The sequence below is a fragment of the Brevundimonas sp. genome, from assembly GCF_032055285.1.
In the GTDB taxonomy this organism is placed as follows: Bacteria; Pseudomonadota; Alphaproteobacteria; order Caulobacterales; family Caulobacteraceae; genus Brevundimonas.
The window spans coordinates 388586-402546 of the sequence record NZ_DAMBRE010000001.1 but is presented as its reverse complement, the minus strand read 5'-3'; the positions used below and the strand labels follow the sequence as shown (position 1 = coordinate 402546).

The 13961-nt window shown below is 69.6% G+C and carries 19 protein-coding genes; 13 read left to right on the top strand and 6 right to left on the bottom strand.

Features of this window, described 5'->3' with window-relative positions; genetic code table 11:
- Positions 1-138: 138 nt before the first annotated feature.
- The 3 genes from RTY13_RS02035 (at position 139) to RTY13_RS02025 (ending at position 2365) form a co-directional block, all read left to right on the top strand.
- Positions 139-1353 carry an acyltransferase family protein gene (locus tag RTY13_RS02035; protein ID WP_312780750.1) on the top strand — a complete coding sequence of 405 codons (1215 nt, stop codon included), beginning with the start codon at positions 139-141 and terminating at the stop codon, positions 1351-1353.
- 63 nt (positions 1354-1416) lie between these two features.
- A complete protein-coding gene (locus RTY13_RS02030) occupies positions 1417-2055 on the top strand; it encodes a hypothetical protein (protein ID WP_312780749.1) in 639 nt (212 codons plus the stop codon).
- 4 nt (positions 2056-2059) lie between these two features.
- Positions 2060-2365 carry a transcriptional regulator gene (locus RTY13_RS02025; RefSeq protein WP_312780748.1) on the top strand — a complete coding sequence of 102 codons (306 nt, stop codon included), beginning with the start codon at positions 2060-2062 and terminating at the stop codon, positions 2363-2365.
- 159 nt (positions 2366-2524) lie between these two features.
- Here RTY13_RS02025 and RTY13_RS02020 read toward each other — a convergent pair whose 3' ends face one another.
- The gene (locus RTY13_RS02020; RefSeq protein ID WP_312780746.1) at positions 2525-2956 is read right to left on the bottom strand and encodes a GreA/GreB family elongation factor; all 432 of its coding nucleotides are present in this window, start codon (positions 2954-2956) and stop codon (positions 2525-2527) included.
- 35 nt (positions 2957-2991) lie between these two features.
- Positions 2992-3132 carry a hypothetical protein gene (locus RTY13_RS02015; protein ID WP_312780745.1) on the bottom strand — a complete coding sequence of 47 codons (141 nt, stop codon included), beginning with the start codon at positions 3130-3132 and terminating at the stop codon, positions 2992-2994.
- A 250-nt stretch (positions 3133-3382) separates the two neighbouring features.
- Between RTY13_RS02015 and folP the strand changes: the two genes are divergently transcribed.
- Positions 3383-4210, top strand: a complete 828-nt coding sequence (folP, locus tag RTY13_RS02010; RefSeq protein WP_312780744.1) for a dihydropteroate synthase — start codon at positions 3383-3385, stop codon at positions 4208-4210.
- Here the strand turns inward: folP and RTY13_RS02005 are convergent.
- Positions 4180-4722: an SRPBCC family protein gene (locus RTY13_RS02005; protein WP_312780743.1), complete on the bottom strand. Its 543-nt coding sequence runs from the start codon at positions 4720-4722 to the stop codon at positions 4180-4182. The two genes, folP and RTY13_RS02005, sit on opposite strands and share 31 nt — an antisense overlap.
- Positions 4719-5030 carry a metalloregulator ArsR/SmtB family transcription factor gene (locus RTY13_RS02000; RefSeq protein WP_312780742.1) on the bottom strand — a complete coding sequence of 104 codons (312 nt, stop codon included), beginning with the start codon at positions 5028-5030 and terminating at the stop codon, positions 4719-4721. The genes RTY13_RS02005 and RTY13_RS02000 overlap by 4 nt, the downstream gene beginning before the upstream one ends.
- An 81-nt stretch (positions 5031-5111) precedes the next feature.
- On the opposite strand from RTY13_RS02000, the gene RTY13_RS01995 reads away from it, so the two are divergent.
- The 3 genes from RTY13_RS01995 to RTY13_RS01985 all read left to right on the top strand — a co-directional run bounded on the left by RTY13_RS01995 (position 5112) and on the right by RTY13_RS01985 (position 6937).
- On the top strand, positions 5112-5453 hold the full coding sequence (locus tag RTY13_RS01995; protein WP_312780740.1) for a multidrug efflux SMR transporter: 342 nt from the start codon (positions 5112-5114) through the stop codon (positions 5451-5453).
- 71 nt (positions 5454-5524) lie between these two features.
- A complete protein-coding gene (thiD, locus tag RTY13_RS01990; RefSeq protein WP_312780738.1) occupies positions 5525-6301 on the top strand; it encodes a bifunctional hydroxymethylpyrimidine kinase/phosphomethylpyrimidine kinase in 777 nt (258 codons plus the stop codon).
- A gap of 63 nt (positions 6302-6364) precedes the next feature.
- Positions 6365-6937 carry a nucleotidyltransferase family protein gene (locus RTY13_RS01985; RefSeq protein WP_312780736.1) on the top strand — a complete coding sequence of 191 codons (573 nt, stop codon included), beginning with the start codon at positions 6365-6367 and terminating at the stop codon, positions 6935-6937.
- 195 nt (positions 6938-7132) lie between these two features.
- On the opposite strand, the gene RTY13_RS01980 is transcribed toward RTY13_RS01985, so the two are convergent.
- Positions 7133-7519 (bottom strand): hypothetical protein, encoded by a 387-nt coding sequence (locus RTY13_RS01980; protein WP_312780734.1) that lies wholly within the window; start codon positions 7517-7519, stop codon positions 7133-7135.
- Positions 7520-7781: 262 nt separating this feature from the next.
- Between RTY13_RS01980 and RTY13_RS01975 the strand changes: the two genes are divergently transcribed.
- The 3 genes from RTY13_RS01975 to RTY13_RS01965 are packed head-to-tail and all read left to right on the top strand — an operon-like array spanning position 7782 to position 10256.
- A complete protein-coding gene (locus RTY13_RS01975) occupies positions 7782-8120 on the top strand; it encodes a hypothetical protein (RefSeq protein ID WP_312780732.1) in 339 nt (112 codons plus the stop codon).
- Complete coding sequence (locus tag RTY13_RS01970) at positions 8121-8801, top strand: response regulator transcription factor (RefSeq protein ID WP_207825428.1); 681 nt, start codon at positions 8121-8123, stop codon at positions 8799-8801.
- Positions 8802-8807: 6 nt separating this feature from the next.
- Complete coding sequence (locus tag RTY13_RS01965; RefSeq protein WP_312780731.1) at positions 8808-10256, top strand: sensor histidine kinase; 1449 nt, start codon at positions 8808-8810, stop codon at positions 10254-10256.
- A 34-nt stretch (positions 10257-10290) separates the two neighbouring features.
- On the opposite strand, the gene RTY13_RS01960 is transcribed toward RTY13_RS01965, so the two are convergent.
- Positions 10291-10737 (bottom strand): hypothetical protein, encoded by a 447-nt coding sequence (locus tag RTY13_RS01960; protein ID WP_312780729.1) that lies wholly within the window; start codon positions 10735-10737, stop codon positions 10291-10293.
- A 120-nt stretch (positions 10738-10857) separates the two neighbouring features.
- Here RTY13_RS01960 and RTY13_RS01955 point away from each other — a divergent pair, with 120 nt between their 5' ends.
- From RTY13_RS01955 to ccmI, 3 genes are all read left to right on the top strand, one after another.
- Positions 10858-11637 carry a LytTR family DNA-binding domain-containing protein gene (locus RTY13_RS01955; RefSeq protein ID WP_312780728.1) on the top strand — a complete coding sequence of 260 codons (780 nt, stop codon included), beginning with the start codon at positions 10858-10860 and terminating at the stop codon, positions 11635-11637.
- A gap of 92 nt (positions 11638-11729) precedes the next feature.
- Positions 11730-13094, top strand: a complete 1365-nt coding sequence (locus RTY13_RS01950; protein ID WP_312780727.1) for a hypothetical protein — start codon at positions 11730-11732, stop codon at positions 13092-13094.
- 18 nt (positions 13095-13112) lie between these two features.
- Positions 13113-13928, top strand: a complete 816-nt coding sequence (ccmI, locus tag RTY13_RS01945; RefSeq protein ID WP_312780726.1) for a c-type cytochrome biogenesis protein CcmI — start codon at positions 13113-13115, stop codon at positions 13926-13928.
- Positions 13929-13961 lie beyond the last annotated feature (33 nt).

The following is a 13961-nucleotide window of genomic DNA, read 5'->3' as shown; positions in this document are numbered from 1 at the left end:
GCCCCTTTTTCGTGCGATCTTCCTTGCCCGCTCATCCCCGCCTCCGCGGGGATGAGCGGAGAATAATGCGTTAGACAGACTAGTTTGTAATTTAGACAAGTCTGTGAGATATGGCGTTATCCGAAACAGGAGGACGCCATGACGGCATCCCAATTCGATCAAACCGAACGCCTGCATGGCCTCGACGGGCTGCGGGGCGCGGCCCTGCTGCTGGGGGTGGTGCTGCACGCCACCCTGTCCTTCTTCCCGACGCAAATCTGGATCGTGGCCGATGATCAGAAGTCGGTCTGGGCCAGCGGGCTTTTCTTCGTCATCCACCTGTTCCGCATGGGCAGCTTCTTCCTGATCGCGGGCCTGTTCGCCCACATGATGCTGAAGCGGCGCGGCGTGATGGGCTTCATCAAGGATCGGCTGGTCCGCATCGCCGGACCGCTGGCGGCCTTCTGGGGGCCGGTGCTGGCGGGGATCGTGGCGGTGCTGATCTGGAACGCTTCGCTGATGGGGCTGACGGCCGCCGACGCCCCGCCGCCGCCCAAGTACGACTGGACCAACATCCCCCTGACCCATCTGTGGTTCCTGTGGGTGCTGCTGTGGTTCTACGCCGTCCTGGTGATCGGGCAGGCGGTCGTCGCGCGGCTGGATCGGGCGGGGCGTCTGGGGCGCGGGCTGGACCGGCTGGCCGGCGGCCTGATCGCGCCGTGGGGGCCGCTGGTTCTGGGCGCGCCCCTGGCCCTGGCCCTGTGGTTCGAGCCGAACTGGATCGCCTTCTTCGGTATTCCGACGCCGGATGCGGGTCTGGTTCCCGAGACCTCGGCCCTGATCGGGTTCGGCCTGGCCTTCGGCGTGGGCGCGCTGCTGGACCGTCGGCGCGAGCTGCTGAAGCGGATGGAGCTCTGGGCCCCGGTCTGGCTGGGGCTGGCCCTGGGCGCGGGGACGATGGCGCTGATGCTGTCGGGCGGGCCGACGCCCGTGCTGACGCCGATGACCGATCCGGTAGCCAAGGCCATGACGGCGGCGGCGTTCGGCGTGGCGACCTACGCCAGCATGTTCGCCGTGGTCGGTCTGGCCCTGAGGTTCTGGTCGGGCCACAGCGCCCTGAGGCGCTATCTGGCCGACGCCTCCTACTGGATCTACATCGTCCATCTGCCGCTGGTGATGGCGGCCCAGGTGGTGGTGAAGGACTGGCCGCTGGTCTGGCCGGTCAAGCTGGCCATCGTCGTGGTCGGGGTCATGGCTGTCTGCCTGGCCAGCTATGAGCTGACGGTGCGCCACGGCTTCATGGGGCGCTGGCTGAACGGGCGGCGCGTGCCTTGGCGCAAGGCGCGCGTCGGCGTCCCGCTCGCCGCCGAATAGCTTGCCAACCTTGGCGGCTGCGTCCATCCGGGAAGGCAGCCGCGTCGCGCCAGGAATCACCCGATGATCGACAAGTCCCGCACGCCCGAAGCCGACCTCGCCTTCATGCGCTCGATCGTGGAGGGCAACGGGCGACCGCCGATGACCCTGGCCGTCTGCTATCTGGCGGGCGGGCTGCTGTACGGGCTTCAGTGCCTGTTCCACGTCGGCCAGGTGATCGGCCTGATCCGTTGGCCCGATCTGGCCAATCTGATCTTCGTCGTCGGCATCACTGTCGCCTTTCTGGCGGTCCTGACCTGGGCCATCCTGAAGGATCGCAAGGCCGGGCCGTCCAACCGGGGGCCGCTGGCGACGCGGGTGACCTCGGCGGCCTTCAGTGCCACCGGCATGGCCAACGCCGCCGTCATCATCGTCTTCGGCGTGGGGGCGGTGCGGGATCAGGATTTCGCCGTCTGGCTCTATTACGCCGCCATCGTCTTCGCCCTGCAGGCGGCGGCCTGGTATGTGGCCTGGGTGCTGAAAAAGAAGGGCTGGATGCTGGCCGTATCGCTGGGCGGATGGGTCACGGCGGTGGCCCTGGGCGTGCTGGTGCGCCAGCCGGTCGCCTATCTGGGGGTCTGCACCGCAGCCCTCTTCCTGCTGTTCGCCCTGCCGGGCTGGGCCCTGTTCCGCGACGCGCGGTCGGGCGGCAAGGCCGCCTGACGTCATGGGCCTGGCCGACGATTTCGGACGGATCGACGAGGTCATCCACGGCCGCATGCGGCTGGGGATCATGGTCTATCTGGCCGACGTCGAGGCGGCGGACTTCACCGAGCTGAAGACGGTGCTGGAGGCGACCCAGGGCAATCTGTCGGTCCACCTGAAGAAGCTGGAAGAGGCGGGCTATGTCGCCATCAGCAAGAGCTTCGTGAACAACAAGCCCTTGACCCGCATTGCCATCACGCCGGAAGGGCGGGCGGCGTTCGCCGCCTATCTGGACGCCCTGGGCGGGTTGATCGGGCGGAAGGGATAGCGGCTTTCCTCCCCATTTTATGGGGAGGTGGCGCGGAGCCGAAGGCGACGTGACGGAGGGGGTGACTCGGCGGGAGAGGGCGGTGTCGCCCCCTCCACCACTTCGTGGTCCCCCTCCCCATGGCATGGGGAGGTGATATCAGCGTCGGCGCAATGTCTTTCAGTGGGCGACGGCCTCGATGGGGTCCTCGTCCTCGATCAGGACGGCGGTCAGCTTGCGGGTCTCGCCCGAGGGATCGGGCCAGACGATGGACTGGCCTTCTTTCAGGCCGATCAGGCCGGCGCCGACGTGGGACAGGATGGAGACGCGACCGGCGTCGATGTCGGCCTCGCGCGGCAGGACCAGCTGGACGCGGCGCACGTCGGGGTGGCGGTCGTCGGCGTAGTGCAGCCAGCGGTTCAGGCCGACCACGTCGCGCGGCATGTCGGCGTCGTCGCAGACCTCGGCGCGGTCCAGTTCCTGTTGCAGCAGGCCGGCGGGGCCTGTGCCGGGCAGGTCGCCGACCAGACGGTCCAGGGCGTCGAAGTCGGCGCGGCTGAGAAGGATGCCGGGCAGGGCCGGAGGGCGGCCGCGGGTCTTGGCGGTGGTCATGTCGTTTCTCGATGTGAAGGAAAAGAAGAAAAGGGTCAGGCGGCCGAGGGGTCGTCGTCGTCGCCGTCGTCAGCCGGGGGCGCGGGTTCGGGCGCGGGCGGCGTCGCGGGGCGGCGGCTCGGGAAGGGCAGGATGTCGGCGCCGCGTGCGGGCGGATCGTCTTGGGCTGGGGTCATGGCAGGCGTGTTCGCGGACGGCCGACGGGCGGCGTGCGCGATCCTGAATGTTGGAAGACTAGGAAAAAAGCGAAGCGACGCGCCCCGTAGCGGGCGACAGCGCAGGCTGGCCGCTACGGGTTAGATGCCTTCGACGCGGCGACCCGCGTGGGTGAGGCGTCGAGCCTGGCTGACGAAACGTTCCATAGTGGCTAGAGGCTGGGCCTCAGCGCGCGGAAAGTCAAACCGGCGCCCCGGGAGTTCTTGTCGCATGGACGTTCAATCCCTCGTGAAGCCGCCGTTGGTCATGGGTATCGTCAACGTCACGCCCGACAGTTTTTCGGACGGGGGACGGCACGACACGCGTGAGGCGGCGCTGGCCCATGCGCTGCGGCTGATCGAACAGGGGGCCGACGTGCTGGACATCGGCGGCGAGAGCACGCGGCCGGGCTCGGACCCGGTGAGCGAGCACGAGGAGATCGCCCGCACCCTGCCGCTGATCGCTGCGATCCGGGCGCGCTGGGACGGAATGATCAGCATCGACACCATGAAGCCGGGCGTGGCGCGGGCCGCCGTTCAGGCGGGCGCGACGATGTGGAACGACGTGACGGCCCTTATGCACGACCCCGAGAGCCTGGCGACGGCGGCCGAGCTGGGCTGCGAGGTGGTGCTGATGCACATGAAGGGCGCGCCCAAGACCATGCAGGACGACCCGCGCTATGACGACGTGGTCGCCGAGGTGGTCGCCCATCTGGCGGCGCGGGCCGAGGCGGCCATGCAGGCGGGCGTGGCGCGCGACAGGATCTGGCTGGACCCCGGCATCGGCTTCGCCAAGACCACGGCGCACAACCTGACCCTGACAGCGCGGCTGGAGGCCCTGGTCGATCTGGGCTGGCCGGTGCTCTACGCCGCCAGCCGCAAGCGGGTCATTCAGGGCGTGGATGCAACGGCCGTCGCCGCGAGCGACCGGCTGGGCGGCTCATTGGCATTGGCGCTGGAAGGCGCCCGTCGTGGCGCGCGGATGGTGCGCGTTCACGACGTGCGCGAGACGGTGCAGGCGCTGAAGCTTCAGGCCGCCGTGGCGACTTCCGTCGCATAGGCGTCGCGCAGGGCGCTCCAGCGCGGCCAGTTCCACGGGTGGGGCGTGCGGCTGGCGGCGTCGTCCAGGCCTTCCATGTGGTGATGCCAGCCCGCCAGGGTGTTGGCGACGTTGGATTCCCAATCGCGCGACATGCGGTGGATCAGGGTCAGAAGGGTGCCGTCGCCGTCGGGCGACAGCCGCCATGAGACGACGGAATCCTCGCCGCCGAAGGTGTGCTCGAACCGGGTGAAGGGCTGGAAGACCAGGACCTCGTTGGCCTGTCGGCGGACTTCCGGGGTGTCGGGGAATTTCTCGGTGGCGGGCTGGCGGAAGTTCAGGTCCATGCGGCCGCCGGGCCTGGGGTCGATCACGGCCTCGGCCAGCCAGCAGGCGAGGCCTTGCGGCGTGGTCAGGGCGGCCCAGACGCGTTCGGGCGCGTGGCGCAGGCGGCGCTCGAAGCGGATTTCATAGCCGCCGTCGATCTCGGTCGCCCGGCCCTGGTCATCGCTCAGAGTCAGTGCGTCGGTCATTGCGGAAACTCCTTGTCGAGATGGTTTTCAAGCGCGTCGAGACGATCGGTCCAGAAGCGGCGATAGGGCTGCAGCCAGGCGTCCAGTTCGGCCAGGGGCGCGGGGTTCAGGCGATAGAGTCGGCGCTGGGCGTCCTTGCGCACCGTGACCAGGCCCGCTTCGCGCAGGACCGACAGGTGTTTGGACACGGTCGGCTGGCTGACGGGCAGGGCGTCGACGAAGTCCCCGGCGGGGCGTTCGCCGTCGGCCAGCATGGCGATGATGGCCATGCGGTGCGGTTCGGACAGGGCTTGCAGGGCGAGGTTCATTTCTATCGTTTATTGGCAATATAGATGATTGTCAATGTAAAGGGCGTTGCCTCTGCGGGCGCCTTCGGCCATGCAGCCGTCATGTCTTGGCTTCTGTCTTTCAATCCGTGGGTGGTGCTCGTCGTGGCGGGCCTGCTCGAGGTCATGTGGGCCTCGGGCATCAAGCATGTCGGCCTGCAGCGGCCGGTGCTGTCGCTGGGTGTGGCCGCAGCCCTGGTCGCCAGCATGGTCGGGCTGTGGATCGCCACGCAGAAGCTGCCGGTGGGCACGGCCTATGCGGTGTGGACGGGCATCGGCGCCGTGGGCGCGGCGACGGTCGGGATCGTGGTCTATGGCGAGCCGGCGACGGCGGTGCGGGCGGTCTGCATCCTGCTGATCGTGGCGGGCATCGTCGGGTTGAAGCTGTTTTCGGGAGCGCACTGATGGGCGAGGCCAACCTCCCTCAAGCAGTCTCCGGCCGCGCCGGAGACGATAGGGACCAAAAAAAAGGCCGCGTGTTGATTCTGGCGGGCTCGGATTCCGGCGGGGGGGCGGGCGTCCAGGCCGACATCAAGGCGGTGACCATGCTGGGCGGGTTCGCCGCCACGGCGATCACGGCGATCACCATCCAGAACACCCTGGGGGTTCACGGCGTCTATCCCCTGCCGATCGACGTGATCGAGGCCCAGGCCAGGGCGGTGCTGGACGACATCGGGGCCGACGCCCTGAAGACGGGGATGCTGGGCTCGGTCGAGGTGGTCGAGGCGGTGGCCGGCCTGATCGACTACGCCGGAAACGTGCCGGCGGTGGTGGACCCGGTGATGATCGCCAAGGGCGGCTCGCCCCTGCTGGAAGATCGCGCGGTGGAGGCTGTGCGGCGGCTGATGGTGCCGCGCGCGGCCCTGCTGACCCCCAATGCGCCCGAGGCCGAGGCTCTGACCGGGATCGCGGTGGCCGATCTGGACGGCCAGCGCCGGGCGGGCGAGGCCCTGCTGGAGTTGGGAGCGCGGGCCGTGCTGATGAAGGGCGGCCATGTGCCGGGCGAGACGGTGATCGACCTGCTGCTGACCCGCGACGGCGAGACGGTGCTGGAGAGCGAGCGTCTCGACACGCGTCATACGCACGGCACTGGCTGCACGCTGGCGAGCGCCTGCGCGGCGGGCATCGCCAAGGGCCTGCCGCTGCAGACCGCCGTCGCCGAGGCCTGGGCCTATGTCGCCGAGGCCATCCGCCGCGCGCCGGGCCTGGGTCAGGGCCATGGACCGCTGGATCACGGCTGGCCGATCCGCTGAAGCCCTTCTCCTTCAAGGGAAGAAGGGCTTGGCGGGGATTCGGAATCGCCTTTTGACGACCCCATGAGCCTTGAGACCCGACTGATCGAGATCGTCCGCGCTGACCCGGCGCTGATGCATGTGCTGAGCGTGATGCGCGACCTGGACCTGCCGGACTGGCGGCTGTTTTCCGGCGCAGTCTATCAGGGGGTGTGGAACGACCGGACCGGGCGGCCGGTCGGCTATGGCATTAAGGACTACGACATCGGCTATTTCGATCCCGATACATCCTGGGACGCCGAGGACGTCATCATCAGGCGCGTCGCCGCCTCCTTCGAACCGCCGTTGCGCGATCTGGTCGAGGTGCGCAATCAGGCGCGGGTTCATCTGTGGTTCGAGAGCAGGTTCGGCGAGCCCTATGCGGCCCTGACCTGCACCGACGATGCTCCGGCCCAGTTCGTGGCCCCGGCCTTCGCCCTGGCCGTGCGGCTGGAGAAGGACGACACGATCAGCGTGGCGGCGCCCTATGGCCTGCAGGACGTGTTCGACATGGTGATCCGGCCCAATCCGGCGCGCGGCCTGGCCAGGGGCTGGGACAAGGTGGTCGCCAGTGCGCGCGGGCGTTGGCCCGAGATCACGGTGATCGAGCCGGGCTGATCTCGGTCGTCATCCCGGCCGAAGCGGAGCGGAGAGCCGGGACCGCCCAAGGCGCTGCGCTTCCTGCGGTCCCGGATAGCCCTGTGGGCTTCCGGGATGACGGTTGAAGGTACGAAAAGGGCGCGACCCTTGCGGATCGCGCCCCTCGGTCGGGCCTCGGACAGGGAGGGATGAGGCCCGGCTTCCGGTCAGCCGTTAGTGGCGGCGGCCGTTGTAGTCGTTGCGCTCATAGCGGACCTTGGCCGACAGGCGGTCGTAGCGACGGTCCAGATCCTCGCGCTCCCAGCGGGTGAGGCCGCCGCGCATGTAGCTGCGCTCCAGACGGACCAGGCTGTTCAGTTCGTCCTGCAGACGCGAGGCCTCGCGGCGGCTGAGCTGGCGGGTCTGGACGCCGCGATCGATGCGACGGTCCAGGTTGTGCTTGCGCTGGGCGATGGCGTTCCAGCCGCCGTAATTCTGTTCGTAGCCGTGGCCGCGCGAGGGACCGTGGCGGTCATAGGCCCCATTATAGGATTGGGCGGCGGCGGGCAGGGCGGCCGAGGCGACGGCGACGGCCAGGGCGGGGATCAGCAGCTTCTTCATGGTCTTGGCTCCTTCGGTTCGTCGCAACCGGATCGGCTGCGTTGACCCCAAAAGACCACCCGGCGGCTGAGCCGCATCTGAACGGCGCGTTTCAGACTGCGTTCATCAGCATGAGAAGTTCTTCATCTTCATCCACATGCGCGTCCAAGTCGCATATGGGCGACAGCGACGGAGAATCGGCGCGCGTGCGTTCCTTGTCCGGATGAACAGCGGTAGACTGTGTTCAGCCCCCGTTCAGAGGCCACTGTCTAGAAGACAAACCATGATGCCTATTCGAGCCCTCCTGCTGGCCGGCCTGATCGCCCTCGTCCCCCTGACGGACGCGGCGGCCCAGTCGCGCGGCCGCGACCGGGACCGCGATGATGATCGTCGCGAGCAGCCCCGGAACTATCCGGGGCAGGGGCTGCGTGACGCACCCCGCTCGGCCCCGCGCGCGGACCCCGGCGATGTCGCCCGGCGGGTCCAGTCCAACCGTCCCGGCCGGATGCTGGGCGTGCGCGAACGCGGCGGCGACTATGTGGTGCGCTGGGAGTATCCGGGCGGACGCGTGTCGGACATACAGGTTGACGGCCAGTCCGGCCGGGTTCGCGGAGACGACTGAATGCGGGTGCTGCTTGTCGAGGACGACGTCGATCTGTCGCGCCAGCTGAAGACCGCCCTTTCCGACGCCGGATACGCCGTCGACCATGCCCCGGACGGCGAGGAAGCCTGGTTCCTGGGCGACACCGAACCCTATGACGTGGTGGTGCTGGATCTGGGCCTGCCCAAGATCGACGGCGTGTCGGTGCTGGAGCGCTGGCGCCGCGAAGGCAAGGCCACCCCGGTGCTGATCCTGACGGCGCGCGGCGCCTGGTCGGACAAGGTGGCGGGCTTTGACGCCGGGGCCGACGACTATCTGACCAAGCCGTTCCATACCGAAGAACTGCTGGCCCGCCTGCGCGCCCTGCTGCGCCGCTCGGCGGGTCACGCGGCGGCGACGCTGACCTGTGGCGGGCTGAGGCTTGATCCGCGCGCGGCGCGGGCGACGGTCAATGGCGAGCCGTTGCGGCTGACCAGCCTGGAATACCGCCTGCTGCACTACATGATGATGCATCAGGGCCGGGTCATTAGCCGCACCGAGCTGGTCGAGCACCTGTATGATCAGGACTTCGACCGCGACTCCAACACCATCGAGGTCTTCGTCGGGCGCCTGCGCAAGAAGATCGGCTCGGACCGGATCGAGACGGTGCGCGGCCTGGGCTATCGCCTGTCGCCGCTGGCCGGCGAGAGCGACGCGGCCTGATTTCGCATGACCGACGCCGGGGCGGCTGAAGCGCCCGCCAAGCCGCACGGGAACGAATGGGGCCGCTGGTTCGGGCGGCCCGGAAAGTCGCTGACGCGGCGGCTGATCTGGCTGGCCTCGGCCTGGATTCTGGTGGCGCTTGTGGTCACCGGGGTGGTGCTGACCTCGGTCTTCCAGGAATCGGCGCTGCGGCGGCTGGGCAATATGCTGGGCGACACCATCGACGAGACGGTGGTGGCCGCCAGCATCACCCCAGAGGGCGAGGTCTTCGTCGGCGAAATCCGCGATGCGCGCACAGAGCGTCTGTTGTCCGGCAAGTACTGGATGGTGGCCGAGCCCGGGACGGACGGGCGACTGCAGGTGGTGGCGCGGTCCGCCTCTCTGGGCCGGGCCGATCTGGAATACGCGCCCGATCTGGACGAGCGGCTGCGCGAAGCCTTCGGCCAGACCATCAGCTACAACGCCGAGGACGGCCCCAAGGGCGAGCCCCTCCGCATCGCCGCCAGCATGAAGCAGCTGCCGGGACGCACCGCGCCGATCGTCTTCTTCGCCGGGGTCGACCGTTCCGACATCGACGCCGACACGCGCCAGTTCGCCACCGTGACCTGGGTGGCCATGCTGCTGCTGGGGGCGGGTCTGGTCTCGGCGGTCTTCATTCAGGTGCGGGTCGGTCTGCGCCCGCTGTTCGACCTGCGCGACGAGATTTCGGACGTGCGCAAGGGCCGCTCCCATCGGGTCGAGGGGGTCTATCCGCTGGAGATCCAGCCCCTGGCCGAACAGGTCAACCGGCTGCTGACCCATAATCAGGAGACGGTGGAGCGCCAGCGCACCCACGTCGGCAACCTGGCCCATGCGCTGAAGACGCCGCTGGCGGTCATGCTGGCGGAGGCGGGGATGACCGAGGGCGTCCTGCCCGACATGGTGCGCAAGCAGACCCGGGTCATGCAGGATCAGGTGGACCACCACCTGCGCCGCGCCCGAGCCGCCGCCCGCGCAGCCCATGGCTTGGGCGAGACCACGCCCGTCGGCGAGGTGCTGGACGAACTGGCGGTCATGCTGGAGCGGGTGTTCGAGACCAAGGGCGTCGAGATCGACTGGCGCGCGCCGGACGACCTGGCCTTCCTGGGCGAGCGTCAGGACCTGCAGGAGATCTTCGGCAACCTGATCGAGAACGCCGCCAAATGGTGCAAGCGCCGGGTGCGGATTTCGGCCGGCGCCTCGCTGCCCGGCCAGATGGTGGTGGTGGTCGAGGACGACGGCCCCGGCCTGCCCGCCGATCAGCGCGACGCGGCTCTGAAGCGCGGCACGCGGATGGACGAGGACACGCCGGGGACGGGCCTCGGCCTGTCCATCGTCGAGGACCTGACGCGGGCCTATGGGGGACGCGTGACTCTGGCCGACAGCGACATGGGCGGGCTGAAGGTGCTGCTGGAGCTGCCCGCGGCGGAGGGGTGAGAGGGCATCCGCCATCGCGACCTCTGACTGCCTGCTACGGCGCATAGCTGGTGGAGCGGCGGACGGCCACCATCTGGAACTTCTGCCCGCCGTGGTACAGAACCGTCCCGCACATGGTGTCGGGCCTTCCCGTGAGGCGGCCTTCGAACACGACCTCGCCTTCTCGCGACGCGACCGACATCCTGACGGCCCCGCCTTCAAGCGTGAGGCGACGAACAGCGACGGTGTTGGTCCGATAGGGCGTGAGCGAACCGGCGTAGGCCCCGTCCATATGGCCCAAGGCGAGCACGCCGGGTGAAGCGGTTGGGCCGGCCTGGATCAGGAAGTCCCATTGGCCGGCCAGGTCCGGCGCCTCTCCCGCGGGGACGAAAGGCGCAGCTTCGCACGCCGTGAGCGACGGCGCGATGGCCAGGGCCGGCGGCGACGTCGCTGCTGCGGCGAGGGCTGCGGGCAGGGCTAGAACAGCGTGCAGGCGTTTCATGGAGCTATTCCTCTGGGTCTCGCGGCGTCGGCCGCAGGTCCGCCGTTTCTGGCCCGGTCGCTCGTCTAGACAACGCGGAATTTCGCCAATAGCTTTTCGCGCTTCGGGGATACGGGGCCGATGCCGTTCACGATGCGCCAACGACAAGCTTGGTCCCTGGCGAGGCGGGGCGCGCCCGTGCTCGGGATGGGCCTTTTGCTCGGATTTGCGGGGCCGTTCGGGTCGAATCCGCCGCTGAGCGCGCCGGTTCGCTATGCTTTCTGGATCAGCATGGCGTTCGTGGGGTACGCCGCCGCGCTGGCGGCGAACAAGCTTGTTCCCGAACCCTCTAATCCGCGTCCCGTTCTTCGTCTGGGTGCGGTGGCCGTCGCCTCGGCCTTGCCGCTAACCTTTGTCGCGGCCTGGGTGATCCCGCTCGTCCGACCCGGTCACATCTATGACCTTGAGCAGCTCCCGGCCCTGTTCTGCGTGGTCGCCGCCGTCCAGCTCGCCATCGTCTTCACGCTGCTGCGCAACCGGGAGGTGACGCCCCGACCGCCCCTGGCGCGGCACCGGGGAGGGGCGGGCGCGTTTCCGCACGCCCTGCTTTCGCGCTTGCCGCGCCGGTTGGGCCAGGAGATCGTCGCGCTCGAGGCGGAGGATCACTATCTGCGGGTTCACACGATCCTGGGGTCGGATCTGATCTTGATGCGTCTGTCGGACGCCGTCGCCGCGATTGAACCCGATCTGGGCTTTCAGGTGCATCGGAGCTGGTGGGTGGCCCAGGACGCCATCTGCGACATCCTTCGCTCGGAGCAGCGGTCTCAGCTCAAGTTGAGGAATGGGCTGCTGGTGCCGGTAGGGCGCACCCACGCGGCCGCCGTGCGCGCGCGAGCCTCCCGCCCGCCATCAAGCGACTAGCAGCCCTGGGGGAGGGGGCAAAATCCCCTGTTAACCCGAAGGGCGCACCCTGACCCCAATGGCCGGGATTCGGTTCGGCCTGAGGAGAGTGCATGGCGGACCTGTCGGTCGCGCAAAGGGCCGCCCTGGCCCAGCTGATCGCCGCTTGCCCGGATCATCTGCTGTCCCAGCTGGAAGCGCTGGCGGCGGCGATGACGGGGGATCGGGCGTGGGCGCTGCGCGACATGGTCGAGGCCGAGGGGCTGGACCGCCGACGGCGCGACGCGGCCTTTGCGCCGCTGACGCCGCTGTTCCGGCGGCGCGAGGACGGGCTGGAGGGGCTGAACTTTCCCGCCAGCGCGCCAGCGCGGCTGTGGAAGCTGGCCACGCGCAATGAACCCGAACTTTTGCCGCAGCTGGATCGCGACGACGAACTGTCGCGCATGGTGGCTGATCGGCTGTGCCTGAGCGCGGCCTCGGCGGTGCGCGATCAGGGCGAGACCCTGTGGCCCGGAGCGAGCGCGGCTGCGGTCGCGGAGCTGGCGGCCTGTTTCGATCTGGCGGGACTGGCGCGACGTAGCCTGGGCTTTCTGGAGACCTGGCTGGGACGACCGGGGCCGGAGGCGACGGCGGAGCTGAAGCTGGCGCTGCGACAGGCGGCGTCGATCGCGCCCGACGGGGCGGCGCGGCTGATGGAGATCTTCTTCGCCCATCTGGCGGACGCGCGGATGATGCTGCGGCTGGTGGCCCAGGCCACGCCCGCCGCCGGGCGCGAGACGGTGGTCAGCGAAAGTGAAATGGCGGTCTTCGTCGATCGGGTGGTGACGGCCCTGGCGCATCGGGCGGCGGAGGCGGCGGCGTTCGATCCGACGGCGCCGGGAGCGGATGGCGGCCTGTTGAAGGCCGATCTGGACTGGTGCGCCGAGACCCTGTCGGAGATCGACATGACCCTGCCGCTGCGGGCGGACAGCGCCTGGGGCAAGGCGGTGCGGCAGGCGCGGGTGAAGATCGGCCTGCGGTTGTCCGAACTGTTCAGCGCCGCCGAGAAGGCGACGGGCAAGGTGCTACCGGTTGAGCGCACGGCCATGGCGGGACGGATGAGCCGTCCGGCGCCGCGACTGGACGAGGCGGTGGACGCCGAGGCGGCGGATCGGGCCAGGGCCCTGACGGCGGTGATCGGCCTGGTGCGGGGACCGGCCACAGTGTTCGGCTGCGAGGCCGAGCGGCGCCAGACGGCGGAGGGCCTGACCGGCAAGCTGGCGACCTGGGCCGACGAGGCGCTGGAACGGCTGAACGACGGCGAGGCGACGGACGAGGGGGTCGCGCGCAAGCGGATCGCTCTGACCGCCGAACTGCTGGGCCTGATCGGGGCCAGGGAGGCGCAGCGTACGGTGCGGCGGCGGCTGACGGTGGCCGGGGCGCCGCCCAGCGTCGCGATCGAGGCTGCGACCTCGGGAGCCTCGCGTCGGCGCGCCTGATCCGCTAGAGCGGCGGGCATGACGATCTTCTGGATCATGACGGGACTGGCGGCGGCGATGGCCGGGCTTCTGGTGCTGGCCGGCGCGCGACGCGGGGCGGATGCCGAGGCTGTGGTCGATCGCGACGCCGCCGGGCGCGAGCTGGCCGAGCTGGACCGGTTGAAGACGCGCGGCCTGCTGGACGAGGCGGGCTGGACCGCCGCGCGGGCCGAGGCGGGACGGCGACTGCTGGCGGCGCGCCGCGACGCGCGGGCGCCGGTGGTGGGCGCGAAGGACCGTCTGTGGGTTCTGGGCGGGATCGGCCTGACGGCGGCGGCGTCGCTGGCCCTCTATCTGGGGCTGGGTGCGCCGGGCATGGCGGATCAGGCCTATGAGACGCGGGTGCGCGACTGGGCCTCTTCGCCCGAGACGCTGGAGCCGGCCCAGGCGGCGGCGGTGATCGGCCGCATCGTCAGGGATCGGCCCGACGATCACCAGGCCCTGACCATGCTGGGCGCGGCCCGTTTCGAGGCGGGCGATCCGATCGGGGCGGCCTCGGCCTTCCGTCGGGCGCTTGCGATCAAGCCCGACGACGCCCAAAGCTGGGCGCGGCTGGGCGAGAGCCTGGTGCGGGCCAACGAGGGCGCGGTCGGCGGCGACGCCGAGGCGGCCTTCGTCGAAGCGCTGAAGCACGACCCGGATCAGCTGGGGGCGCGCTACTTCCTCGGCGAGGCGGCGCTGAAGCGCGGCGATAAGGCCGGGGCGGCGGCGGTCTGGGGGCCGCTGATCGCGGCGCTGGAGTCGAACGATCCGCGCCGGGCCGAACTGCAACAAAGACTGGGCGGAGCCGGATGAGCCTGCGCCGCAACCCTTTTGTGATGTCCTGAG